Below are 23,601 nucleotides of genomic sequence, written 5' to 3' on the forward strand. Positions count from 1 at the left end.
CAGGTCGCGGAAGGGCAGGTTACGCGGTCTTATTGGGCTCTGCGCGGTGCGGAAGCAACCTTCTGCCGCTTCACTCTATACGCCATATAGATCCGAAGCGCTCGTCCAATGCACGAAGCCGTGCTCGCGCGCCGTCTCCCCATGGATCGGCGACGGATCGGCCGATGACGCGAGCAGACCGAGCCCGCCTTTGCGCAGCCGGCGGAGCAGCTCCACACGCTGGCGCACCCACTCGCCGCGGGCTTCATGACCGTTCCAGCCCTCCCACAGCATGCCGCTCAGCAGCGGGGCGCATGCCTCCAGCTGGGCAAAACCGCGATTTTGCAGCAGACGCAGCCCGGGATAACGGGCGGTCACGGCTTCCAGCAGCGTCTTATACGCCTCGCCCATCGCGGGCTGAAGCGCCTCCGGCACATACTCTTCGATGTCCCCGACCGTATCCAGCATGAGGCCATCCAGCGGCACTTGCGACGTCAATTCCCCGATCTCCGCCAGCAGCAGCGCGCGATAGGCCGCGGACCGCAGATCCATCAATTCGGCGTCCCACTGTTCGAAATAAACGGGTTGTCCGCTCACGAGCAAGCGCATCTCCTCCGTTATCGCGTCCCATCGCCTCGCGTTCCACTTCGGCGTCTCCATCACGGACAAGTAGCCGTATACGTCCGTCCCCGCCTCGCGAATCGCCCGTATGTCCTCGGCTTGCCACTGTCTCGGTTCGATGACGGTAAGGTTCGTCGCGGCCAGCCTTCTCTTCACTTCGGGATCTGAAATACCGTAATAAATAGAGAAGGAATGAACTGGTCCGAGACGGGATGATTTGGCGAATAGGTTGAATAGTCGCATGGAGAGACCTTCCTTTAGTTGAATTGTAGAGGCCCTTGGTTCGCTCAACTCCGAACGCGCTTGCGGCCCTTGCCGGTAGCGCGTCATCTTCTTCCCTCATTCGGTGTTTATTACCTGCTCGAAGGACTTTGGAGCCACGAGGTATCTGTCGTTATGTGTCGAATGAGTATAGATTACCCTTCTAGGAGCACGGTTGCAAGAAAGGATGAATAGCAGCATGCAAAGTAACGAGCAGGAAAAGACGCATGCCGAGAGCGGATTTACGCTGGTTGAAATATTGGCCTGTCTCGTCGTGCTGGCGATCGCGGGACTTACGCTCACCTCGTTCTTCGTGAACGCGATGTCGTACGCGAAGGGGAACCAGAGCAAGACGGTGATGGTTAATCTGGCGCGGAACACGCTTTTTTATATGCAGAAGGAAGCCGTCTTCGACGAGCTTGGCGGCTACTTCCAGGTCGCACAGGAGACGCTTCCGTCCGGCGAGAAGCGGAAGGTCATCAGTCCGGATGGGTGCAGCAGCGGCCTATGCGCGGGGTATCGGGCATTGATCCGCAACGGGAGCGCGGACACGAGCACGCTCGCCACGATCTTGCATCCGAATATTAACGGGATCCAGTATCGCGTGGAAATCAGCTACCAGCCGAATTTATACAAAACGTTGAAAGCCAACGGTACATCCGGGGGAACGGGCCTAGTCAGCGGAGAGGCGACCGAAGCGCAGACGATCAGCGATTACTTGATTCCGATTAAAGTATCGGTATTGGAAGAGAAGGTCAATGCGGACGGCACCGTCGAAGCGGTAAAGACCAAACGGGATCAAACGGAAGTGGAGGGATACATCACCGATGAGAGCATTCGTTAACCGACTTCGCGAACGTGCTCGCGACGAGCGGGGCCTTACGCTGATCGAGCTCATCGCGTCGCTCACGTTATTATCCGTCGTGCTGGGAATCCTCTATTCTTCCATTACATTCGGCATGAGCGCCTACAACAAGATCCGGATCGAGAACAGCTTGCGAGACGAAGGCGATCTGATCATGTCGTCGATCATTTCGAAGCTCTACACCTACGGCCCCGACAACATCGCGCAAGCGAAGACGGATGCGTACCGGCAGACGATCAAGCTGAATCTAACCGGCTTCAATTCGGAAGAAATCCGCTTCGATTATAGCGACGATTCCGCGAAGAACGCTTTGATTTTCAAAGAAATCAACAAAGACGGGGTAGTTACCGGGAGTGAGGAGGTAACGATGGACTCGGAGCTTGTCGTGAACGCGGATGCGAACTGGAAGGAAGGTTCCTATATTCGCCTCGTCTGCTCGGATACGTCGAAGACGGCCTGCAGCAGCGGATTGATCGAGATCCAATTGAAGCTTCGTCAAGTGTATGCCGACGAGAACCACGACCTTGTGCTGGAAAGCAAGTTCGGATTTTAAGGGGGAGAACCGATTGATACGCGACGAAAAAGGCTCCGCCTTTCTGCTCGTGGTCTTCATGCTGCTGCTCTTCACACTACTTGGTGTCGCCATCCTGGGCGCGACCGTTGGCGGAGCGATGCGCAGCCAGAAGAGCGAAGATAATGTGCAAACGTTGCATCTAGCCGACAAAGCATTGAGCGAAGCGCTTGCCCGGATTATTACGCGCTTTGAAGGGAAATCGTTCAAGCCGGAACAATTGGAGGCCGGGATTCAGAAATTCATCTCGGAGGCCATAGACAACGATTATTACGGTGCGCAATCGTCGGAATTGGACGCCGACAAAGCGCCGGGCTATGCAATCGATCGGATATGCATTGCCAACGGGGCGCCGGTGGGCACGGACCTGCTGATTCGCAATAAAGCGTATTGCGACCCGGCGAAGGTCGATTCCAGCGGGGAAAGCTACCTGCGCACGATTCGAATTACCGCGAAGGCGACCGTCAACGGGGTTACGCGGAAGTTAACGCAGGACGTGACACTGAACTCCTTCCCCGATTTCCTGTATTATGCCATGGGCTCATCGGAAGGCGATGTTGTTATTAACGGCTCTCCGTACTTCAAGGGCAACATCTATGCCGGGCGTAACTTGAGAATCCAGAACGTAGCCAACTATGATTATAAAGGAAATGTGGATCTGGCCGCCCCAACGCAGTTCCTATATGTGAAGCCAGGCGATGTGGATTCGGCGGCGATCGGCGGCGTGGATGCTGCCGATCTGGAAGCGGGACAGGTTCATATCCAGAACGTCGGCAATATCGGCTATCGCGAGCAAGCTGGTAATGAGAATACGCCGCCCTATACGCCATTGACGAAAGAAAGTCTCGAGGAGGAAGCGAACAAGCACCGATTCCATGGGCTGTCGGTGCAAGAGACGGAGACGAAGAAGTTCCTGTCCATCAACGTCGGCGAGACGTTCGTCGACAAAGCTTTCGACTCGACGGGGAGCCTGGATGAGAATCTCCGCGATCAATGGGTGCGGCAATATCGCAGCGACGCGGCCAGTTGGACGCAAGACCCGGGCAAAGAGCTGATGAAGAAAGTAGAGAATCAGTATCAATTTTATTACTCGAGCCGCAAATGGAAGTATCAGCAGCCGGCAGCGTTGGGGGAGAACCCGACCGAGGCGCAGCAAGAGGCATACACGCAGCAGATGAACGAGTTGAAAGCGGCACTTGCGAACATGACGGGGCCGATTATTATCGACGGTGATTTGACGCTTGGCAAAGAGCTGAAGGACGTCATTTTCGCTAATAAGGATATGGAGAGCACGGCGCTCGAGAAGAAGAAATGGCTTATCGTCAATGGCGATTTGACGGTTCAGAACGATGATAGCGATCCGGTCGACATTCGCGCCAATATCCTGGTCGTGGGCAAGGTCACGTTAAGCGGCAAGATGAACATCGACTCTACGATGTACACGCTCAGCAGCGCTGTGAATAAGCAGACCGGCGATGCGAAGAACATCGTGATGGATGCCGAGATTCGGGGCGTTACAATGGGCGGGGTGCAAAAAGTATTCGTCCTCATTGCCAATGGTCCGATCGAGATGTACCGGGTGGATTCGTTCCAGTCGTTAAGTGACAACTCGACGGGGAAGGAAGGGTACGACCGCGCGAGCAATTATACGCTGGACGGGTTTTTCTATACGGACCGAAAAGCGGAATTGTACGGCGTGGGCTCGCTCTTCTGGATACACGGCGGGTTCTTCGCTAGAGCCGGTATCGAGGTCAATGCTGTTTTGGGTAATACGACCGAGAAGCTTGGAACCGAAAAAGATCCGCTGACCGGCGAAGCGCGGTCGCAGATTATATTCGAAGCACCGCAATCCAATTTAACCGAACAGCAAGCCCGTTTCGTCATCGATTATAACGGCGCCGTATTTAACCAAGGCACGGGCTTGCCACGCGTCGATAAGGTACGGGTGCAGATCGGCAAGAAGAAGCTGGAGCAGAACAAGTAACTGGAAGAGAGGTTGTCAACCGGCGGGGTGGCAGCCTCTCTTTTGCGTTATCATGCAGCTTCAAACAAAAACGGCTGCGCAGGAATGAACCTACGCAGCCGTTGGGCATTTTAGAGCTTAATATTTGTCGGTGTTCGTTACGGTGACTTTAACTTTAATCGTGAGATTGAGGTCGTTCAGCGTGACGTTGATTGTCGTCGTTCCCGCCCGTTTGCCGATCAAGTCGCCGTCCGGGGAGAAGTAAACGATATTCGTATTATCGCTGCTGAATTTAACCTTATCGATTAACGCAGTGCGCAGTGTGCTCGGCACGACCTGCAGCAGCGGCTCCTTCACTGTAGTCAGCGCCTTGCGAAGGTCCTTCACGGTGCCTTGCGGCATCGTGAGGGCTGGCAGCGACAAGTTGACGACATTGATGGTCTTCTCTGCTGTCAGTACCGGGCCGGCAGGGGTCGGTATCGAGACGATGGCTTTCATAATTCCGCCATCGGCTTTAGTAGTCGTTAACTTGCCGCTGTTGGTTCCGTTATTGGTAATTGCGGCGGTGCTGCCTGATTCGGCGCCGACAATTCGCCATGTTGGAGTATAAGCGAAGCTTGGGGAACCTCCTGCACCGGACCAAGTGAAAGGCAGTTCGGGTGAATTCCCTGCGCCAATCGTAATCGGATCGCCTAGGTCGGGCACGCGGTTCAGAATCGTCAGCGGCAGTTCGGCAGATAGAATATTCGTATTAACGAGCCCGCCAAGCAGCTTCACATTAAGGACGACCGTCACGTCGCCGGCTTGTGTGGCATTCAGCGTATTCGTTAGATTCGAGCCCGTGCTGGCATTAACAAAATTAGCCTTATTGCCGGCGTCGGTGCCTTTCAAGCTCCAAGTAACGCTGCTGATGATGTTATTCCCCAGCAGGCCCCCTAGCGTGGACTTCAACAGCCCTTCAAGCGGAACTTGATCGCCGACGGCGATTGGTTTGGTAATTGCGGCAAGACCTAATCCCGGCGGCGTGATTTCGATGTCTTTCTCGGCATCGTACCGTTTGATCCGCGCGCTCGAGTCATTGGTCATCGTATCGGTCGTCGTGACGCTGACCATGACTTTAACGGTACCTGTTTGCTCGCCGCGCAGAGTTCTGGCCCAGTCGCCTGTCCCGCTAAGCGAACCTTTGCCTTCTGTTCCGTTCGACGGGTTGAAGACACTCCAGGTTACGGAACCGGCATTAATCGTTTCGTACTTCGGAACTTTCAGCATACTGGTCAAATCAATGGATTCGCCTACCGAGACTTTGGCTGGCCCGCTAATCGAGAGTCCGCGCTCAATGACCGTAATAACGGCCTTGTCGCTATTGCCGCTTATCGCATCCGTGACGGTAACCGTCGTTGTGCCGGATGCCAGCGCCAGTACATAACCTGTGGAAGCGTCAATCGTCGCAATGCTAGGATTGCTGGACGTCCAGCCGAGGAGCGTCGTCGCATCGTCCGGCGTGGTGACGACAGGTACCCGGTAGTTGTCGCCCTTCGCGAGCTCCTTATCGTCAATGTCGATCTTCGTCGCCCTCGTGATGGCTTCGAACGACTTGACCGGGAATGGCAGCGTGAGCGGCGTCTTCGCGCCGACATCGGTGAACGTCAACGCGGAATCGTTCAACGTGTATGCACCGTTGCGAGTCGGCGTTACCGTAATCGTAAAGGTGTCCGGCGAAGCGGTAAAATTGCTGCCGTTTGCCGCCAAGCTATAGTTGATGTTAGATCGTGTGCCAGTCAGCGTATAGCCGTTCGGCGTCGTCCGGTCGATCGTAATGCCGGCCGGCAGCGCGCCCATGACATCTAAGCCGACGGGGAGCTTCTCCCGGAAGGAGAGGTTCGTAATCTTAAGCGTCGACGTATCGATATCCGGCGACTTCTCAATCGCGCGAGGCGTCAGCGTATACGTAATCTGCGCGGAGGCGTTCTTCTCGATCCGGTTGTTCGGCAGGAGGCCGGCAACCGTACGATCCACGGTCAGGTAGGAGGAGATGACCTTCACCTTCACCGGAATCGTCTCGCGCGCGATGGCGCCCGTCTTGTCTTTGACTGTAATTTCGATCTTCAGATCGCCGCCGTTCGGAAGCGGGTTCTGGATCGTGCGTTGAACCGCCGTCCCGGAAGGCGTCGTGAATTCCGGAATTCGCAAATTCGTCAATTCGTTGCCGCTTGCATCGTAGAACCTGATTTCGGCCGTCAGGTTGCGATCTTCGAAATCGTAGTCTTCCGGCGTGAAGTTAATGACGATCGGCTGGTAACTCGGAATAAAGTTGTTGCTCTCTGTCGTGTACTTGATCGGATTGGCTACGGTGAGCTCAGGCGCATGGTTGGAACCCATGAAGGCGCGGTACATCGTGTTAACGAACAGCCGCTGCTCCCAGTCGGCGAAGCCGGTGGACGTATGGCCGCTTCCCGTGTAGGTCACGCTTCCCTTCGAGTACGTGTAGTAATGGTTCCAGCTATCGTCCGTATCGCGCTTGGATCCGGTAATGTTATACCAAGGGACGACCGTCGGATCCTCCAGATCCAACGTGAAGTATTGGTTGTGCGTCACCGCGACGGCTGGCGTCGAGTTGTTGAGATTGTACGGATAAAGGGTCAGCAGACCATCATTTACTTTCGTGACCGTGCTGGATTTTGCCGGGGCGGAGAAACCCATGTTCGTCCACGGTTCAATCTGGCCGGAATCGGTCTGGAAACTGTCGATCCAGATGTTCCGCGTGCCGTTGCTCGAATATACGGTATCGTGCGTGAACATGACGCTCTGGCCGGTGGAGATGAACTTCCTTACGGCCGCGGCAGCGGTATCCGTGATCCCGGAATTAGCATTGTAGGAGTCGCCGAAGCCGAAGATCAACATATCGAAAGCGCCGTTCAAGGCGGTCATGTCGCGTTTTTTGAACGTATCGAACGTCTCGGACGTAATCGAAATGTTGTAGTCGAGCGCCGAGTTCTTCAGATAGGACTGCTTCAAGTTGGTTTCAAGCGTTAATCGGCTGCCGATGCTCGAGCCGGGCATAATTTGAAGGACGCGCAGGTTGGTCGTTTTATCCTTGAAACGGATGACGCCCGTGTCGTAACTCTTCAACTCGCTGGCCGAATCGACGATTTCGAGTTTCCAGTAATACAGTCCTGAGTAGCCGCGTGGCAGCACGTAGGAGATCGACCCGTTGGCGCTGGACACAACCGCGGTTGCCACCTGCTGGTCGGCCTTGAATTTGACGGCTTGATCCAAGCCGATATACAAGTTGGCCGATAAATTGCCCTTGCCGAAGTCGCTATAATTAGCCATCGTAAAATCGAAGGTGATGCGCTCGCCGGGGCTATGAACCTTGCTTGTCTCCGCCGTGTAAGTTTCCGGTTGGCTCGTCAGGAAAAACGACGGTTTTTGGTAAAGGAGTTCGTTGCCTGTCGTAAATTGGTCAGCCAAGTTATTCAGTTCCGAGGGCGTGATGAACTTGACGTTGTTTCGGGTCACGGTCTCGTACGGAGCAAACGTCGCGTACAAGATGCCGGTTTTAGGCGTGAAAGTAGTAACATTTGTTTTCGTATCCGTTGTTTTATACCCTTGGTAGAGTAACCCGTCTTTTTTGGACTTGTCGTTATAAATATAGACAAGCTGTCCTTTGCGGACAAAGGAGTCGACAATCTCTTTTGCTTTCAACTGTGTGATGTCGTTCTCGAGGCCTTTCGTATCGTGTTTGGCTTCTCTTTCGCTAGTCGACAAACTAAGCAGCTTTCCGACCAAAGTAGGATTATAATTCCCTTTGCCGATATAGATGACGTCGTATTTGCCGTCCAGATCGCCGCGCAGCGCGACGAAACGTTTCATGCTCATCGTCTCGATCGTGACGTTGGCCAGTCCGCCGAGCACGGCTTGCAGATCCGATTCGCCGCTATCGGTAATTTCCAGCACTCGGGAGATATTGTTCGAGAACGTGAATTTCTCCCAGTTGCCCTTTGTCCCCGTTCTTACAGACAGAGGAACCCCGCTGGTATCCCGCTCGGCTGTGACGTAATTATTGTTGGATGCTTTGAAGTAATCGAAGCCGTTAGCGCGCTCGAACGTGAATTTCTCCGCGTCACCGGGGCTCGTCCCCGCTGCTTTCAGTTTGACGGGAGTCACGCTGGTGTCCCTTACGACATATTTCCCGGTTAGCTTTGAACGCAATATATAGGTATTGCTGCTCTGCATGACTCGTTCGAACAGCTCGGCCGATGTATTGGCGGTCGTGCTTGTTGCGGCCAATGCACCGCTTGAATCCACCGTGATAAACCTTGAATTGATGTCGGCCTTGATCGCGATGATGTCGATTTCATCGGCGAAGGCTTCTTTAGGGCGAAGACCGGGTATTGCGACAAGGGTGATGATCAGACTGACGATTAGCATTCTAGCAACTAGCTTCCTCGTGCGCGTACTCATCGATACTACCTCCACTACTATTTCGCTGATCCATATTTTGTTACTCAAAGAAGGAAAATGTTACAGTTTGATACAGTTCCCAAGAACTACTTCTTGCACCCCCCTATTATACATCGTAAGCTAAGCCAAAGGATAGAGATTAAGTTGAGAAGAATCGAATATTGTCATATTTATCGGCATATGTATATAATATTTGTAGCCTTCTAATGCCATAGAAACAGATGTTTATTTAGCCAAATAAATCCATTGTCGCGATACAGTTTGTTATGGTTCAAAAGTCCCTAGTTCTGGTTACTTATTTTAATGGCTTTATTTTTTGGAAGGATGGGATGGTGAGCATAACGTGAGCACCGTGAAGAAGAAACGGCTGGGCGATCTACTCGTCGAGAGCGGAGTTATTTCGGAGGAGCAGCTTCAGCAGGCGCTGAAAGAGCAGGGCAAAACGAAGCAGAAGCTCGGCGACTTGCTTATATCGCAGGGTTATATTTCGGAGCAGCAGTTAATCGAGGTGTTGGAGTATCAGCTCGGTATTCCGCATGTAAGTCTATATAAGTATCAGATCGACCCGTCAATTACGCAGATCATACCGGAGAGTCTAGCAAGACGGTATCAGGCGATACCGTTGCAGAAAGACGGAGGCAGACTGCTAGTCGCGATGGCAGACCCGCTCGACTATTTCGCGATTGAGGAATTGCGAATGTCCACGGGCTTTCGGATTGAACCGGCCATCTCATCTAAAGACGAGCTCCAGCGCGCGATCGCAAGGCACTATGGGCTTCAGGATTCGATGACCCAGATTATGGGCGAGCTGCCTACGACGGCGGACGAGATTAGGGAAACGGAGATTACGGACGAGGACTCGCCGGTCGTTCGACTGGTGAATCAGATGATTCAGCAGGCCGTTCAGCTCCAGGTGTCCGATATTCATGTCGATCCGGGTGAGAGCGACGTCGCCATTCGATATCGGCTTGACGGCGTATTACGGACGGAACGGGTCATTCCGAAGCAGATGCAGGGCTTTATCACGGCCCGGCTGAAGATTATGGCCAAGCTTAATATCGCCGAGCGGCGTCTCCCGCAAGACGGCCGGATTAAGATGCAGGTCGATTTTAAAACCGTCGATATTCGAGTATCCTCCTTGCCGACCATCCATGGCGAGAAGATCGTTCTGCGGATACTCGACTTGAGTATCGGTGTGAAAGCGATCGATCAGCTTGGCTTCAGCGGACATAATCAGCGTATCTTCCGCGAGATGATCGAAGTGCCGTACGGCATCATTTTGATTACGGGTCCGACGGGCAGCGGCAAAACGACAACTTTGTATTCTGCTCTTCAACATTTGAACAAAGAAGACGTTAATATTATTACCGTCGAAGATCCAGTTGAATACCAGCTGGAAGGCATTAACCAGGTACATGTCAATCCGCAGATCGGCCTTACGTTCGCGGCGGGGCTGCGTTCGATCCTGCGTCAGGACCCGAATATCGTCATGGTCGGGGAGATTCGCGACGCCGAGACGGCCGAGATTGCGATTCGCGCTTCGCTTACGGGCCACTTGGTGTTATCGACGCTTCATACGAACGACTCGGCCAGCACGATTACGCGTTTCCGGGATATGGGCGTTGCGCCGTATTTGATCGCATCCTCATTGGTGGGCGTCGTCGCACAGCGACTCGTACGCCGTGTCTGTCCTGATTGCAAGACCTCTTATGAGCCGACTGAGCAGGAGACGATCTTCCTCAATAGTCACGGACTCAAGGCGGACAAGCTGTACAAAGGAACGGGATGCGGCAACTGCAACAAGACCGGCTACCGTGGACGCGTAGCGATTCATGAAGTGCTTAGCGTCAACGATTCGATCCGTCAGTTAATCGGGCAGGAAACATCCGTTCAAGATCTCCGCCGCGCGGCGGAAGCGAACGGATTGATCCATCTGATGGATGATGGTCTCGAGAAAGCGATCAGCGGCATTACCTCCCTGCAGGAAGTGCTCCGGGAGACGGTATCCCATTAACGAAGCAGGAGAGTGACGCATGACAGAAGGTTTGGACCAGATCATTAGCCTGCTGCGCCAATCGCATGAATGGAAGGCATCCGATCTGCATATTTCGGTCGGATCGCCTCCCGTCATGCGCGTTCACGGTATGCTCCAGCGGATCGGCGAAGAGTTGGTTTCGGCGGAGGCGGCGAGCGTCATGGCCTTAGCCCTGCTGAATCCGGATCAGAAGGAGCGTTTCGAACAAGCAGGAGAAGTCGACTTCTCCTATGAGCTGGAAGGCTGCTCCCGCTACCGGATCAACGCTTATCGGCAGCGAGGGAGAGTGAGCATCGCGATCCGTACGATTCCGACCGCGATTCCGACGCTCGAACAGCTGCAGCTTCCGTCGATTCTCGGGACGCTTGCGAACAAGCATCAAGGACTTGTCCTCGTGACAGGTCCGACAGGCAGCGGCAAATCGTCTACGTTGGCAGCCATGATTGATTATATTAATCGGACTCAGAAGAAGCATATCGTCACCCTGGAAGATCCGATCGAATTCCTTCACGCGCATAAGCAGTCGGTCGTCGACCAGCGAGAGGTCGGCAACGATACGAGGAGCTTCGCGAATGGCTTGCGCGCTGCGCTGCGCCAAGACCCGGATGTGATCCTTGTCGGCGAGATGCGCGACTTGGAGACAATTTCGGCGGCGGTCACGGCGGCGGAGACCGGGCACTTGGTATTCGCGACGCTGCATACGTCGGACGCGCCGCAGACGATCGACCGGATCATCGATGCTTTCCCCGCGCATCAGCAGGCTCAAGTACGTGCCCAACTGGCGGCCGTGCTCGTCGCGGTCATTTCGCAGCGGCTGCTGCCGCGGGCGGGCGGGCAAGGGCGCATGTGCGCAACGGAGATCATGGTGAACAATTCGGCCGTGGCGAACCTGATTCGGACCGAGAAGATCCACCAGATCAAGAGCGTCATGCAGACCGGCCGCGCGCAAGGCATGCATACGATGGATGCCTCCATCAAGGAGATGCTCCAGCAAGGTCTCGTTGATCCGACGACAGCCAAAGCGTATATAAGCGAAGGTGTTCACTAATGGCACAGTTTGCTTATCATGTGAAGAGCGGCAGCGGGAAGCAGCTGAAGGGCAAAATTTCAGCGATGGACAAGTCGACCGCGGTCGAAGAGCTGCGCAAACGGGGCCTAATCGTGCTGTCGCTCGAGGAAGAGCGACATACGATCCTGCAGATGGATATTTACATCGGCAACCCGGTCAAGACGCAGCATTTCATCGTCTACTGCCGGCAATTTGCGACGCTGATTCGCGCAGGCGTCACTATACTGGATGCAACTGGAATTCTCGCGGCTCAGACCGAGAGCAAGCCGCTCAAGAAAGCGCTCGTCGCCGTTCATGCCAGCTTGCTGAAGGGGAACGCGTTCTCGTCGGCGGTGCAGGAGCATAAGCGTATTTTCCCCGCCATGTTCACGAGTATGATTCGCGCGGGCGAAGAGTCTGGCGATATCGAGGGTACGCTGGAGCGCCTGGCGGTATTCTTCGAGAAGGCGCATATGACGCGGGAGAAAATTAAGTCGGCGCTGACCTATCCAGCGGTGGTCGGATTTCTGGCGATTGCGGCTGTCGTTTATTTGCTGAAAGCAGTTGTTCCGCAGTTCGTTTCTATGTTTGCTTCAATGGATGCTGAGTTGCCTACCATTACGAAGATGGTCATGGCAATGAGTAATAGTATTTCGAATCAGTGGTATCTGTGGCTCTTAGGGGTGGTCGCGCTAGTAGCTAGCTATTTTGTTGCTGGCCGTACGGAAAAAGGGGCTTATGCCATTGCGTATGTGAAACTCAAGGCTCCGGTATTCGGAAAGTTATCGCAAAAAGGTGCGATTGCTCAGATGTCCCGGACGTTATCCTCTTTGTATGCTAGCGCAGTTCCGATGCTGCAAGCTCTAACAATTGTCGAAGAGGTCGTCGATAATAGAGTTATAAGCAAATACATTCGTCAGTCCGCGGATTCCTTGCGCCAAGGCAACCCCTTGTCAGATCCATTAAAGAAGGCATGGGTATTTCCTCCTCTTGTGACGCAGATGATCGCGATTGGCGAAGAGACGGGATCACTCGATCTGATGCTTTCAAAGGTAGCGGACTTCTACGAGATGGATGTGGAGAATACCGTCGACCGATTGAAATCTCTGATTGAACCGTTATTGTTGGTGTTTTTGGCTGGTGTTGTTGGGTTGATAGTTGCAGCAATTATGTTACCGATGTTTAGTTTGTACGAGCAAATGTCATAAGTTATTGGCTAGTTAGGGTGCGCTGGCCGAAAAGATGGAGAACATGTGGGAGGAATACAAGATGGTTGCAGCAGCAATGAAACGTTTGAAGAAGGATGAGAAGGGTTTTACGCTGATTGAGCTTTTGGCGGTTGTTGTTATTCTTGGTATTATTGCGGCAATTGCTGTTCCGTTGATTGGTAACATTATCTCAAATACGCGTACAAACTCTGATTATGCTACAGCGAGACAAGTCTATGATGCGGCAAGACTGTATGTTGTTGGTGACCAGAACGGAGACTTTAAAGGGGCAGGAGAAGTAACGATTGCTGAATTAGTTGCTGCTGGTTACCTCGATGCAGGCCTAACACTTCCAAGTGCTAAAAAGGCCTTTGATCCGGCTAGAACAGCTATTAATTTTGATACAAAGGGTCAACTTTTGAATTTTAAATATGTCCTTACGGGTGCTGCTACTGATGCAACACCAGTGACTATTTTAAAAGAAGATATAATGGCTGCCAAATCTCCATCCACAACATAGATCTTAGTATTTTAATAGGAACCGGAACTCGTTCCGGTTCCTTTCCTTTAACCTAAAAACGAAAGTGGCCATATTAAAATGACTATTGCGATTGCGATCTACCTGTTCATTGTCGGTCTCGTCTGCGGATCCTTCTTCAACGTCGTAGGCTTGCGCGTGCCGGCGAAGCAATCGGTCATTCGGCCGCCTTCGCATTGCACGAGCTGCAAGACGCAGCTGGGCAGCCGGGATTTGATCCCGGTATTCAGTTGGCTGCTGGCCAGACGCCAGTGCCGTCATTGCGGCACGAAAGTCTCTTTCGTTTATCCGCTCGGTGAGCTGGCAACCGGCGTATTATTCGCGGGCATGTACCTGCGATTCGGACTGTCGCTCGAGTTAATTAGCGCGTTACTGTTGGCGAGTCTCTTGGTTATTATTACCGTTTCCGATCTGAAATACATGTTGATTCCGAACAAAGTGCTGCTCTTCTTTCTCCCGTTCATGATCGTGGCCCGGATCCTTCATCACGAGCTGCCGCTTTGGCAGTACATCGGTGGCGCGCTTTTCGGCGGGGGCATTTTATTGCTGGTTCATCTATTCTCCGGCGGCCGGATGGGCTTCGGGGATATTAAATTATTCGCGGTCTTGGGCTTAGTCATCGGCTTGCCTAACACGATCGTGGCTTTGCTGCTCTCCTGCCTGCTGGGCGTCGTCATTGGCGGCATGCTGCAGATGCTGGGGCTTATTGAACGCAAACAACCGGTCCCGTTCGGGCCGTTCTTGGCTGTCGGTTCGCTGATTGCCTATGCTTTTGGACAGGTCATTATTGACGGGTACTTCTCGATATTATTCGCCTAAGCGGGATGTGAAATAAACATGTTGTCCATAGGGACCAAAAAAATCGGAATCACGTTCGACCAGACCGGCGTTCGTTTTGCGGCTTTGCGCAAGAAGAAAGAGTGGGAGATTGAACGGACGGGGTTCCTGCCGCTGCCGGAAGGATTGATCGTCGAGGATCAAATTCTCAACCCGGAGAGCATTCAAGTCGCGCTGAAGCAGTGGGTCAAGGAGCAGAAGCTGGCGGGTGCCTCCGTAACCTTCTCGGTGCCGACCTCGCTCATCATCGTGCGCAAAATGAAAATTCCGACAACGAACGTCAAGGAGCTTCGGCATTTGGTCGAACTGGAGGTCGAGACGACGCTCCATCTCCCGTTCGAGGATCCGGTGTATGATTTCGTCCGGGTCGGCATGGATGAAGACAGCACGCAGGTGCTGATTTTCGCCGCGCCGAGCAAATGGATCGCTACCTGCGCCGAGCTGCTTCACAACGCGGGTCTACGGGTTAAAGGCGCGGATTTGGCCGCTTCGGCGCTGGCGAAGCTGGTATTCGTCGATCAAGTCCAACCGGCTACGGAGACGATGATCGTTCATATTGGCGAATCCGTTCTGGATATTTATATGTTCCATGAAGGCAACCCCGTTTTCATGCGCGCCATCAATTTGAACGAGACTGTCGGGCATAAAGAGGGGAAGCTCAATGAGCTGCAGGTGGCAGAAGTGACGGCCGAGCTTTCGCGGATGCTCAACTTCTACCAATTCGGTCTTCATGAAGGAGCTTCCCGTATTTCGCGGACGATCCTTGCGGGTCCGGCGAATTCGCGGGCTGCGCTATTGACAGCCCTCCGCGAATCTCAACCGGAGATGTCGGTATCGGAGGCGAGTTACCAGGCGCTGGAAGCAAGCGGCGGATTAGATGACGGGATAGAATCCTTTCTTGTCGCATGCGGTCTCGCGCTGCCGAACGAACGCTATTTTCATGTGAACCTGATGCCGCGCGTCGATCGGGAGGCGAGAATTTTCCCGGCGGTGCTGGGGGGCACGTTAGTGTTATGGGCGCTGCTCTTCGGACTAACAAGCTATATGTATATGAGCAATAAAGGCGAGATTGCCGACAATACGGAGCTTATGAGTCAGCTGAACGATGAAATTGCGCTGCTTCAAAACGAACTGTCTTCGGGCAGCAGCAATGCGAGCATTAATCCGTTAGCCACGATTCAAGCAATCAAGTCGCAGCAGCGGGATGTCGTGGGGATCGTTGCCGAGATGCAGACCCGTCTCCCGAAAGGAGCTATTCTCGGGACGGTCAACTACTCGGCATCCGGCGAAATTGCCGTATCGGCCGGATTTATGACCTTGCAGGATGCATCCCGTTACTTGTTCGACCTTCGCCGCATGTCGTTCGTGGCTGAAGCCACGATGGGCTCCATCATCAAAGAAGAGCAGACCGCGACGCTTCGAACCGGGGAAGATGCGGAATTGCGAAAGCCGTATTCGGCCTCGTTCGCGATAACGATGCGCAGCTTGAACGCCGTAGGGGAGGGGGGAACCGATGGAACAGTTGAGTAAGAACCGGACGGCGGTCATGCTGATTGCGGTTATTCTGTTTCTCGCCTTGTTCGCGCTCTACATGTACCTCGTGCAACCGGCCGGCGATACGATTGCCGAGCAAGAAAGCGAGCTGTCCACGCTTGCTAGCCAGCGCGCCATTCTGCAGAAGAAAGTGGACGAGCGTGCGCAGAAGAACGATGGGTTCGATGCCGTCGCCGTACAAGAGGCGCTGCCGCTGTGGGATAACACCGAACAGCTGCTGCTGGACTTGCATCAGATCGAGTCGATCACGTATGCGGACACCCTCACCGCGAACTTTACGATCGAGGACAAGGATAACGAGGCGGGGAACGAGGAGGCCATCGATACCGGAGATGCGGGAAATGGTCCGAGCACGGAGCCGAGTGCCATGGCTTCGGCCAAGAAGGTGGAAGTATCGGTCACCATTAAAGGCCGCGATGCGGACATTGCGAAATACGTCTACGCCGTTCAGAACATGAAGAGACTCGTGGTCATCGATAAGTTCGATATTTCCGGCAATTCGCGGGACAGCACGAAGCAAATTACGGCCAGTCTCGTATTTACGGCCTATTTCGACCCTTCATACTTGCCGATGGTCGACGACATTCAGACGCCGTACAAGGAGTACGTGCCGGAGGATCAGGCGAACTCCCGGATTACGGAGAGCGGCAAATCGTCCGATTCTATGGAGGAAACGCCCTCCAAGACGCAAGATGCCACGATTGGCAAAATGGTCGATTCCTTAAAGGATGGTACGAATACGTAAGACGTTAACACGTCCCAATACAGAAGAGCCCTGATCTCGCGATCAGGGCTCTTCTTGTACTAGGAAGGCTTAGCTTCAAAAGCTAGATTCGAAAAGCTGAACTATGCTACACCCGCTCGTTCGTATACCCCACCCGCGAGCTCACCCGCAGCGTCAACGTCTGCTTCTCCGCATCCCAGTCCATGGCCGGAACGTCCAGATCGTACAGCCACCATTTGCGCAGCTCGCCGGTCGTCTTGTCCTCTTCGAAGTAGAACAGGTTCAGGTCATCCTCCAGCCGCTTGATTTCGCTGCCTGCCGCCTGCGGGACGCCCTGCACGGCGATGACCCAACCTTCGCCATCCGGCTCCAGCGTGAAGGCGCAGCCGCTTTGGTCGGTATCAAGCAGCAGCCGGCCGATGACTTGCTTGATCAGCAACTTTTTGTGAATCGCGTTCGTCATACATGTTGTCTCCTTTCCCTATGTTAAGGCAAATCGATGAGCAGGAACAAAGACTTCTCGCGGGCGGTGATGGTGAGGGACGGATGTTCGGTAATGCGGGCGGTGTCGCGCCAGCCCAGTTCGTGGCCTTCGTCGATCGATACGCGTCCCTCGATGATGAACAGGTAGATGCGGCGGCCTTCCGGCTGCTCGAAGCGGATCGTCTGGCCTTCTTCCAGTTCGGAGAGGTACATCGTCAAGTCTTGATGGATGAAGGCGACGTGTTCGCTCGCTTGGTGCGACACGATCGGCAGCAGCCGTCCTTTCAGCGCGTTCGTATCGTAGGTGGTCGTCTCATAGGAGGGCGGGAGCTTGCTCTCGCTAGGCGTCACCCAGATCTGCAGCAGGTGGCAGTCCTCTTCGCCGGGGTTCACCTCGGAATGGACGAGGCCGGTGCCGGCCGACATGCGCTGAACGCCGCCCCAGGTGGTGATGGCGGATTCGCCCGTGCTGTCTTCGTGCTTCAGCTGTCCTTGCAGGACGATGGAGACGATCTCCATCTCGCGGTGCGGATGGGCGCCGAAGCCGAAGCCGCCCTGGATGATGTCGTTGTTGAAGACGCGAAGCGGGCCGAAGGACGTATTGGTCTCGTCGTAATAGTCGCCGAACGAGAAGCTGAACTGACTCTTCAGCCAACCTTTGTCGCCGGCATGACGCGAAGATGCGGGATGAATGGCAATCATGGGTATTCCCTCCTTTATCGATACGTCCACGATACCACGGGGAGGGACTCGCTGGCAAAAATCCGATCGGCCGGCGATTGTCGCGCTTGGCATCGGGGTTATAAGAGGAGATTGACGCTAGACGTAGAAACGAATAGCGAGCGGAAGCAAGCTCGGTCCGTTCACGAGAGGAGCCTATACAGATGAACAACAAGAATACGCGCAGAACGACAAGCAGCCGGGCAATGGCAGCGCTGCCGCTGGCGACGGCGCTGCTGCTGGGTGGCGGCGTGCAGGCGGTTCCCTTCGCGGAGAATGCCGCATATGCGGCCGAAATGATGCCGGAGGGCTTCAAGCTGCAGACGCTGGACGTCTTGATCGGCGGCCGGGCAGTCAGCGTGCCGGGCGGCGTGACAAGCGGCCAAACCTATGTCGGGCTGGCTTTTCTGAGCAAGGAGCTAGGGCTTACGGCTAGCTGGGATGCGAAGACGAAGGTGATTTCGGTCGGCGGCAAGTCGAAGAAGCTGGCCATGAAGCCGACGGACGGCGTGTATCAATATGACGTGAACGGCCATATTCTCCCCTTTGGCGCCGAGCAGCCGGTTATCGTCAAAGGAACGACGTATTTGCCGCTGCGTTTCCTGCTGGAGCAGCTGGATTACGAGATCGGCTACGATGCGGCCAAGAAGCGGGTGACGATCAAGGAAGCGGCGCGCAACGCGCTGACGCTAGTTAACCGATCACTGAATCAGACGAAGGATAAAGTGGAGATGGCGATTCAATATCCGCAGCTGCAGGGCTATGCGGATACTGCGGTGCAGAGCAAGATCAACGCGCTCCTCGCTGCAGAGGGCAATGCGTACGAGACGGCCGGCCTGTCGTTCGCCAAGGACTTCGGCGGCGACAATTGGGACGGGGAACTCCCGCTCTCGTACGATGTCAACTACACCGTGACCAAGAACGACGGCGGTCTGCTCAGCCTCCACTTCGACGTTTATACGTATTCGGGCGGCGCGCACGGCATGTACGACCTGCAATCCCACACGTACGACTTGAAGACGGGCAAGGAGCTGACGTTGAAGGAAGCGGCGGGCGGCAGCGCGAACTACATCGCCATCATCAACGAGGAGATCAAGCGCCAGATCGAGGTCAACCAGCTGCCGTTCAACGCGCCGTTCACGACGATCGAAGCCGATCAGCGGTACTACCTGCGCGGGGACGCGATCGTCGTGTACTTCAGTCTGTACGAATACACGCCTTATGCGGAGGGTATTCCGGAATTCGTCATTCCGCTGTCCAAATTCAAGTAAAATGCGGCGGGTGTTCGCGTCGTTCCCGCACCGTGCGCCTCCCGGCACGCGGTGCTCGGTCACGCATCGGCGGCCAAACTTCGCGCCGCAGCGCGTTCGGGATTCGCGTGCGAACGATCGCCGCATAATGCGCGACATGCGACTGGAGCTCGCTTCAGTGCCGAAGGGGGGACGGCCTTGGGCCGATCTCCGGCGACGCCTCTCACTATCGCCATCGCAAATAAAGCCTCTACCCGCCCGTCGGTTAGAGGCTTTATTTAGTATGGGCGATCCGTACCGCGAAGAGCGGCCAACTACGCATCCGGTTGCGGGGCCTGCTGGCGCGAGCGGCAAGCGAACTGCGCGATACGCGCGACCGTCACTGCCCGACGATCACCTGCTCCTTCGGATACCGGATGCGTACCGGGTGCTCTTCCTGCTTCAGCGTAAGCAGCAGGTTAATAATGCCGACGCGGCCGATGAGCATCATGACGATGAGGATCACTTTGCCGGAGACGCTGAGCGCGCTTGTGATCCCGGTCGAGAGGCCCGTCGTCCCGAAGGCGGAACAGACCTCGAACAGCAGCTGGTGCAGCGGATAAGGATTGGTCCATGCCAAGAGCAGCATGGCGGTGAACACGAATATCGTAGCGGAGAAGAAGACGATGAACGAACGCCGGATATCCTCCTCCAGCAGCTCGCGTCCAAATACCTTCGTATTTGGCGCGCCGCGCATGTACGACCAGACGGCGGCCAGCATGACGAACATTGTCGTCGTCCGAATGCCGCCGCCGACGCTGCTTGGCGAAGCGCCGATGAACATCAGCCCCGAGAGCATGAGCAGCGTCGGAGACGACAGCTGGCTAATGTCCATCGTCGAGACGCCGCCGCTGCGGGCCGAGATGGAGTGGAATAGCGAATAGAAGAACGACTCCACCACCCCTTGACCTTCGAGAAAGTGAGTCCGCTCGAACAGAAAGAACGTCACCGTGCCGAGCGTGGCGAGCACGGCGAACATCAAGAGCGCGATTTTGGTCAGCAGGGAGAACCGGTGCCGCTCTTTCGGGTGCAGAATCCGCCATTTTAGCTCCAGCAGCACGGGAAAGCCAATGCCGCCGGCCACGATAAGGCCCATCGTCACGATCTGATAATAGTAGTCGTGCGCGAACGGGATCAGCGAATTGCCGTTCAGGTCGAACCCGGCGTTCGTGAACGCGCTGACCGCAGCGAACAGGCCGTGGAAGTAGGCGGTGTACCAATGGCCGTGATACCCGGTCATGAGCGTGTGGGTGCCGAGCAGCAGCGCGCCGGTCACTTCGATAATGACCGCGAGCAGCAGAATGCTCCTCATCAAGCCGACCAGACCGGACAAGGTCGATTGGTTATGGTCGGCGGCGATGAACATCCGTTGTTCCAAGCCGATCCGCTGGCCGAACAGCAGCCAGAAGAAGGTGCCCAGCGTCATGATGCCGATGCCGCCGATTTGGAACAAGATGATCAGCACGACCAAGCCTGCCATATTGAACACGTCCGGTACGGAAATCACGGTCAGTCCGGTGACGCTGATGGCGCTTGCCGCCGTGAACAAGGCATCGATGAAGCTGATATCCGCGCCTTCCTTATGCAGAAGAGGCAGACGGAGAATGCCGGCGGCGATGAAGGTCGTAATGATATATATGGATACGATCAATTGGATCGGTTTGAGTTTCTTCTTGCGTATCGTCGTGCTCAAAGCAGAGTGCCTCCCGAATGCGGTATAGCGCTAATCATAGCAGATGAAGGCACTTGGGGTAAAATACCGTTTCCGAACAATCGCTTCCATTCGACAATTTCCCGGGCAATGAACAAAAACGGCACAGCCGTTGAAGGGCCATGCCGCTGCTTGCGTATCTGGGTGCAGGACTCGGTACATCTTAAACCGGGAAAAATCATCGCATTCGCGAAATTTGCAGCAGTCCCGCACCGCACGCAACGCGTGCACCTCCCGGCGCGGTGTCATCGAGGCACACGGAGCTCGGTCACACGTCGGCGGTTAAGCCTCGTCAAGCGGCTAAGCCTGCATCGCTTCCCATTCCGCGCGCAACAGGCCCATTTTGATCAAGTCGTAGCTTTGACCGCCGCGCAGGACGGCCGAACGGGCGCGTCCCTCGTCGATGAAGCCGGCTTTCTTATACGCGCGATAGGCTGCTTCGTTGTATGAGATGACGTCCAGTCCGACGCGGTTCAAATTCAGCTCATGGAACGCGTAGCGCAGAATCATGCGCAGCGCCTCGATGCCATAGCCGCGGCCGCGTTCGTTCGGATCGCCGATGCCGACCGCGACGAGGGCGGCCTGGTTGTTCCACTCGATGCTGTGAAGCGCGACGAAGCCGATGAACCGGTCATCCTCGAGCGTACGCAGATGAAATTCAATCGTGTTCGCTCTCCCTGCATTGCCATAAGCATCGGGCGTCTGTGGAATGGCATTCTCGGTGTCGACTTGAATGAGATATTCATAGCTCTCCGAGAATCGAGCCAGCTCATCGGCATCCTCGGGGCGAGGAGCGGCGAATCGGATCAGCGAGCCGCGGAACAAATCTTGCGTAGACATAGCAAGCAACACTCCTTCGGGCAACGGGCGAACGGCCCATAGATAAGATGGCGAATAAATCCGACCCTCCCATCTTATCCAACCGCCAGGCAAGCCGCAATGGCGGAGCTGGAGTTCGAATGAAGCATCGGGCCATTTTGGACAATCGCCCCGGGTTAAGGTATGCTGAGGCTGCGGTACGTTCGCATAGATGCCGCTGCAGGAGAAGCAAGCGCAAGGGGGAGTTGTGACCATGAGTCCGCAGGATTCCATTGAACATTTTCGCCAGTTGAAGCAGACGATTACCCGTTTCATGATGGTATACAAGTTCGCGCTCGACGAGATGGAGACGAAGATCGATATTTTGAAAGAAGAGTTCCAGCTGCTCCACGACTATAATCCGATCGAGCATACGAAGTCCCGGCTGAAGTCGCCGGAGAGCATCATGAACAAGCTGTTTCGCAAAAAGCTCGATATCTCGCTGGAGAGCATCCGCGAGAACATCCGCGATATCGCCGGTCTGCGAATCACGTGCTCGTTCATCTCGGATATCTATCGGGTGCGCGACATGCTGGCTGGTCAATCCGATCTAGTCGTGCTGGAGACCAAGGACTACATTCGCGAACCGAAGCCGAACGGCTACCAAAGCCTGCATATGCTGCTCGAGGTGCCAGTCTTCATGTCGGATCGGGTGGAGCGCGTCTGCATCGAGGTGCAGATCCGAACGATCGCGATGGACTTCTGGGCGAGCCTGGAGCACAAAATTTTCTACAAATATAACGAAGCAGTGCCCGAGCGGCTGTTGGCGGAGCTGAAGACGGCGGCGGAATCGGCCACCGCGCTGGACCGCCAGATGGAGCGGCTGCACCGCGAGATGAACGAGCTGAAGGAAGGCCGACTGATCGAGGAGGAGGAGCTGCGGCATATTCGCCTGAACAACCAGCAATTTTCCATTCCGGCCGCGCTGCTCGAATTGATCGAAGGCGACGGGGAGAATCGGGAATAAAGGCGCCTGCTTTTGGGGGCGAGGGATATATCGTTTGCGAATACTCGCTCCGGAACGTTAGACAGACCAGAGGTCAGGCGCAAGAAGCCGCGAAGAAGCGGACTGGTATCGCCGTGACGGGCGGAGCCGCCCCGCGCATGGACGAATGAACAAGTAAGAGGCTGAACCTATCATCACTTCCGGATGACGGCTCGGCCTCTTTATGCTGTCGGCTGCTTATAAGCATCGTGCACTCTGCCTCTTTGTGCTATCCGCTGCTTGTGAGCGTCGTGCACCCGGCCTTTTGGCGCAGTCCATAACTGGCGTGCCATGTACGCTTCCCCATTGCTGTCCATTACTTGCGTGCGTCGTGCAGCTCCTCCAGCGTCCGCAGCATATGTTCCAGCAGGTCTGGAATATCCTCCATCTGCTCTTCGTCGATCTTGCGGTCGAACGAAAACTCCGCCGTATGCGCATACATCTGGACAGGCTCCGCCTTAGTATAGAGATATTGCAGCGTTTGACGCGGCGGCATATCCTGACCCCAAATCCCGGCGAGAACGTCGCCGATGCGGGCGCAGGCTTCATCCGCGTTCATGCTCGGCACCTGCTGATGGAACCGGAGCGTCAGCCGGCAGCCGGACTTCTGTCCCTCGAGCGCCATGATTTCCGCAGCCAACTCCGCAAGAGACGCTTCCAGCTGCAGCTCGGCTTCAACGGCCGCGACATCCCGCAGCGCGAAGCGGATCGCGAACGTGCGGGACATGACCGCCATATCTAGCACATCGCGGCGTCCGGTGATGGTGATTCTCGCATCCAGGTTATCGAGATCATAGAGCTGATTCTCGAAAGCTACCTTTAAATTATCGTAAATCGACGGGTCGAAAAGCATAGCCGATCCTCCTTGATGGTAGAGCGTTTTAGCT

At 55.1% G+C, this 23,601-nt stretch carries 19 protein-coding genes; 12 read left to right on the forward strand and 7 right to left on the reverse strand.

Annotated features, from left to right (window positions below):
• Window positions 1-75 precede the first annotated feature (75 nt).
• Window positions 76-843: an endo alpha-1,4 polygalactosaminidase gene (locus ACFFSY_RS04590; RefSeq protein WP_377490566.1), complete on the reverse strand. Its 768-nt coding sequence runs from the start codon at window positions 841-843 to the stop codon at window positions 76-78.
• 217 nt (window positions 844-1,060) lie between these two features.
• Here ACFFSY_RS04590 and ACFFSY_RS04595 point away from each other — a divergent pair, with 217 nt between their 5' ends.
• From ACFFSY_RS04595 to ACFFSY_RS04605, 3 genes are read left to right on the forward strand one after another with little or no spacing between them, the layout of a single operon-like run.
• Window positions 1,061-1,705, forward strand: a complete 645-nt coding sequence (locus tag ACFFSY_RS04595) for a prepilin-type N-terminal cleavage/methylation domain-containing protein (protein WP_377490569.1) — start codon at window positions 1,061-1,063, stop codon at window positions 1,703-1,705.
• Entirely contained in the window at window positions 1,689-2,279 is a 591-nt protein-coding gene (locus ACFFSY_RS04600) for a prepilin-type N-terminal cleavage/methylation domain-containing protein (RefSeq protein ID WP_377490571.1), read from the forward strand. The genes ACFFSY_RS04595 and ACFFSY_RS04600 overlap by 17 nt, the downstream gene beginning before the upstream one ends.
• A gap of 13 nt (window positions 2,280-2,292) precedes the next feature.
• Window positions 2,293-4,281: a hypothetical protein gene (locus tag ACFFSY_RS04605; protein ID WP_377490573.1), complete on the forward strand. Its 1,989-nt coding sequence runs from the start codon at window positions 2,293-2,295 to the stop codon at window positions 4,279-4,281.
• A 117-nt stretch (window positions 4,282-4,398) separates the two neighbouring features.
• On the opposite strand, the gene ACFFSY_RS04610 is transcribed toward ACFFSY_RS04605, so the two are convergent.
• Window positions 4,399-8,724 carry a DUF5057 domain-containing protein gene (locus ACFFSY_RS04610; RefSeq protein WP_377490575.1) on the reverse strand — a complete coding sequence of 1,442 codons (4,326 nt, stop codon included), beginning with the start codon at window positions 8,722-8,724 and terminating at the stop codon, window positions 4,399-4,401.
• 352 nt (window positions 8,725-9,076) lie between these two features.
• Here ACFFSY_RS04610 and ACFFSY_RS04615 point away from each other — a divergent pair, with 352 nt between their 5' ends.
• From ACFFSY_RS04615 to ACFFSY_RS04645, 7 genes are all read left to right on the forward strand, one after another.
• The gene (locus ACFFSY_RS04615) at window positions 9,077-10,738 is read left to right on the forward strand and encodes a GspE/PulE family protein (RefSeq protein ID WP_377490715.1); all 1,662 of its coding nucleotides are present in this window, start codon (window positions 9,077-9,079) and stop codon (window positions 10,736-10,738) included.
• 19 nt (window positions 10,739-10,757) lie between these two features.
• Window positions 10,758-11,807 (forward strand): type IV pilus twitching motility protein PilT, encoded by a 1,050-nt coding sequence (locus tag ACFFSY_RS04620; RefSeq protein ID WP_377490577.1) that lies wholly within the window; start codon window positions 10,758-10,760, stop codon window positions 11,805-11,807.
• Window positions 11,807-13,015 (forward strand): type II secretion system F family protein, encoded by a 1,209-nt coding sequence (locus ACFFSY_RS04625; RefSeq protein WP_377490580.1) that lies wholly within the window; start codon window positions 11,807-11,809, stop codon window positions 13,013-13,015. The genes ACFFSY_RS04620 and ACFFSY_RS04625 overlap by 1 nt, the downstream gene beginning before the upstream one ends.
• Window positions 13,016-13,076: 61 nt before the next feature.
• The gene (locus ACFFSY_RS04630; protein WP_377490583.1) at window positions 13,077-13,535 is read left to right on the forward strand and encodes a competence type IV pilus major pilin ComGC; all 459 of its coding nucleotides are present in this window, start codon (window positions 13,077-13,079) and stop codon (window positions 13,533-13,535) included.
• Window positions 13,536-13,613: 78 nt separating this feature from the next.
• Window positions 13,614-14,372 carry a prepilin peptidase gene (locus tag ACFFSY_RS04635; protein ID WP_377490586.1) on the forward strand — a complete coding sequence of 253 codons (759 nt, stop codon included), beginning with the start codon at window positions 13,614-13,616 and terminating at the stop codon, window positions 14,370-14,372.
• An 18-nt stretch (window positions 14,373-14,390) separates the two neighbouring features.
• Window positions 14,391-15,920, forward strand: coding sequence for a type IV pilus biogenesis protein PilM (gene pilM / locus ACFFSY_RS04640; protein ID WP_377490589.1), 1,530 nt, complete (start codon window positions 14,391-14,393; stop codon window positions 15,918-15,920).
• A complete protein-coding gene (locus tag ACFFSY_RS04645; RefSeq protein ID WP_377490592.1) occupies window positions 15,904-16,689 on the forward strand; it encodes a hypothetical protein in 786 nt (261 codons plus the stop codon). Before pilM ends, ACFFSY_RS04645 begins: the two co-directional genes overlap by 17 nt.
• A gap of 106 nt (window positions 16,690-16,795) precedes the next feature.
• On the opposite strand, the gene ACFFSY_RS04650 is transcribed toward ACFFSY_RS04645, so the two are convergent.
• Both ACFFSY_RS04650 and ACFFSY_RS04655 read right to left on the reverse strand, forming a co-directional pair.
• Complete coding sequence (locus ACFFSY_RS04650; RefSeq protein ID WP_377490595.1) at window positions 16,796-17,131, reverse strand: hypothetical protein; 336 nt, start codon at window positions 17,129-17,131, stop codon at window positions 16,796-16,798.
• Window positions 17,132-17,154: 23 nt separating this feature from the next.
• Window positions 17,155-17,853, reverse strand: coding sequence for a pirin family protein (locus ACFFSY_RS04655; RefSeq protein WP_377490598.1), 699 nt, complete (start codon window positions 17,851-17,853; stop codon window positions 17,155-17,157).
• 182 nt (window positions 17,854-18,035) lie between these two features.
• Between ACFFSY_RS04655 and ACFFSY_RS04660 the strand changes: the two genes are divergently transcribed.
• Window positions 18,036-19,142 carry a stalk domain-containing protein gene (locus ACFFSY_RS04660; RefSeq protein WP_377490601.1) on the forward strand — a complete coding sequence of 369 codons (1,107 nt, stop codon included), beginning with the start codon at window positions 18,036-18,038 and terminating at the stop codon, window positions 19,140-19,142.
• A gap of 358 nt (window positions 19,143-19,500) precedes the next feature.
• Here ACFFSY_RS04660 and ACFFSY_RS04665 read toward each other — a convergent pair whose 3' ends face one another.
• The gene (locus tag ACFFSY_RS04665; protein WP_377490604.1) at window positions 19,501-20,853 is read right to left on the reverse strand and encodes a TrkH family potassium uptake protein; all 1,353 of its coding nucleotides are present in this window, start codon (window positions 20,851-20,853) and stop codon (window positions 19,501-19,503) included.
• A gap of 318 nt (window positions 20,854-21,171) precedes the next feature.
• Window positions 21,172-21,711 carry a GNAT family N-acetyltransferase gene (locus ACFFSY_RS04670; protein ID WP_377490607.1) on the reverse strand — a complete coding sequence of 180 codons (540 nt, stop codon included), beginning with the start codon at window positions 21,709-21,711 and terminating at the stop codon, window positions 21,172-21,174.
• 232 nt (window positions 21,712-21,943) lie between these two features.
• Between ACFFSY_RS04670 and ACFFSY_RS04675 the strand changes: the two genes are divergently transcribed.
• Window positions 21,944-22,696, forward strand: a complete 753-nt coding sequence (locus ACFFSY_RS04675; protein ID WP_377490610.1) for a GTP pyrophosphokinase — start codon at window positions 21,944-21,946, stop codon at window positions 22,694-22,696.
• A gap of 334 nt (window positions 22,697-23,030) precedes the next feature.
• Here ACFFSY_RS04675 and ACFFSY_RS04680 read toward each other — a convergent pair whose 3' ends face one another.
• On the reverse strand, window positions 23,031-23,567 hold the full coding sequence (locus tag ACFFSY_RS04680) for a hypothetical protein (RefSeq protein WP_377490613.1): 537 nt from the start codon (window positions 23,565-23,567) through the stop codon (window positions 23,031-23,033).
• Between the last annotated feature and the right edge of the window lie 34 nt (window positions 23,568-23,601).

It is taken from the genome of Paenibacillus aurantiacus (genome assembly GCF_042431225.1).
Classification (GTDB): Bacteria; Bacillota; Bacilli; order Paenibacillales; family Paenibacillaceae; genus Paenibacillus_Z; species Paenibacillus_Z aurantiacus.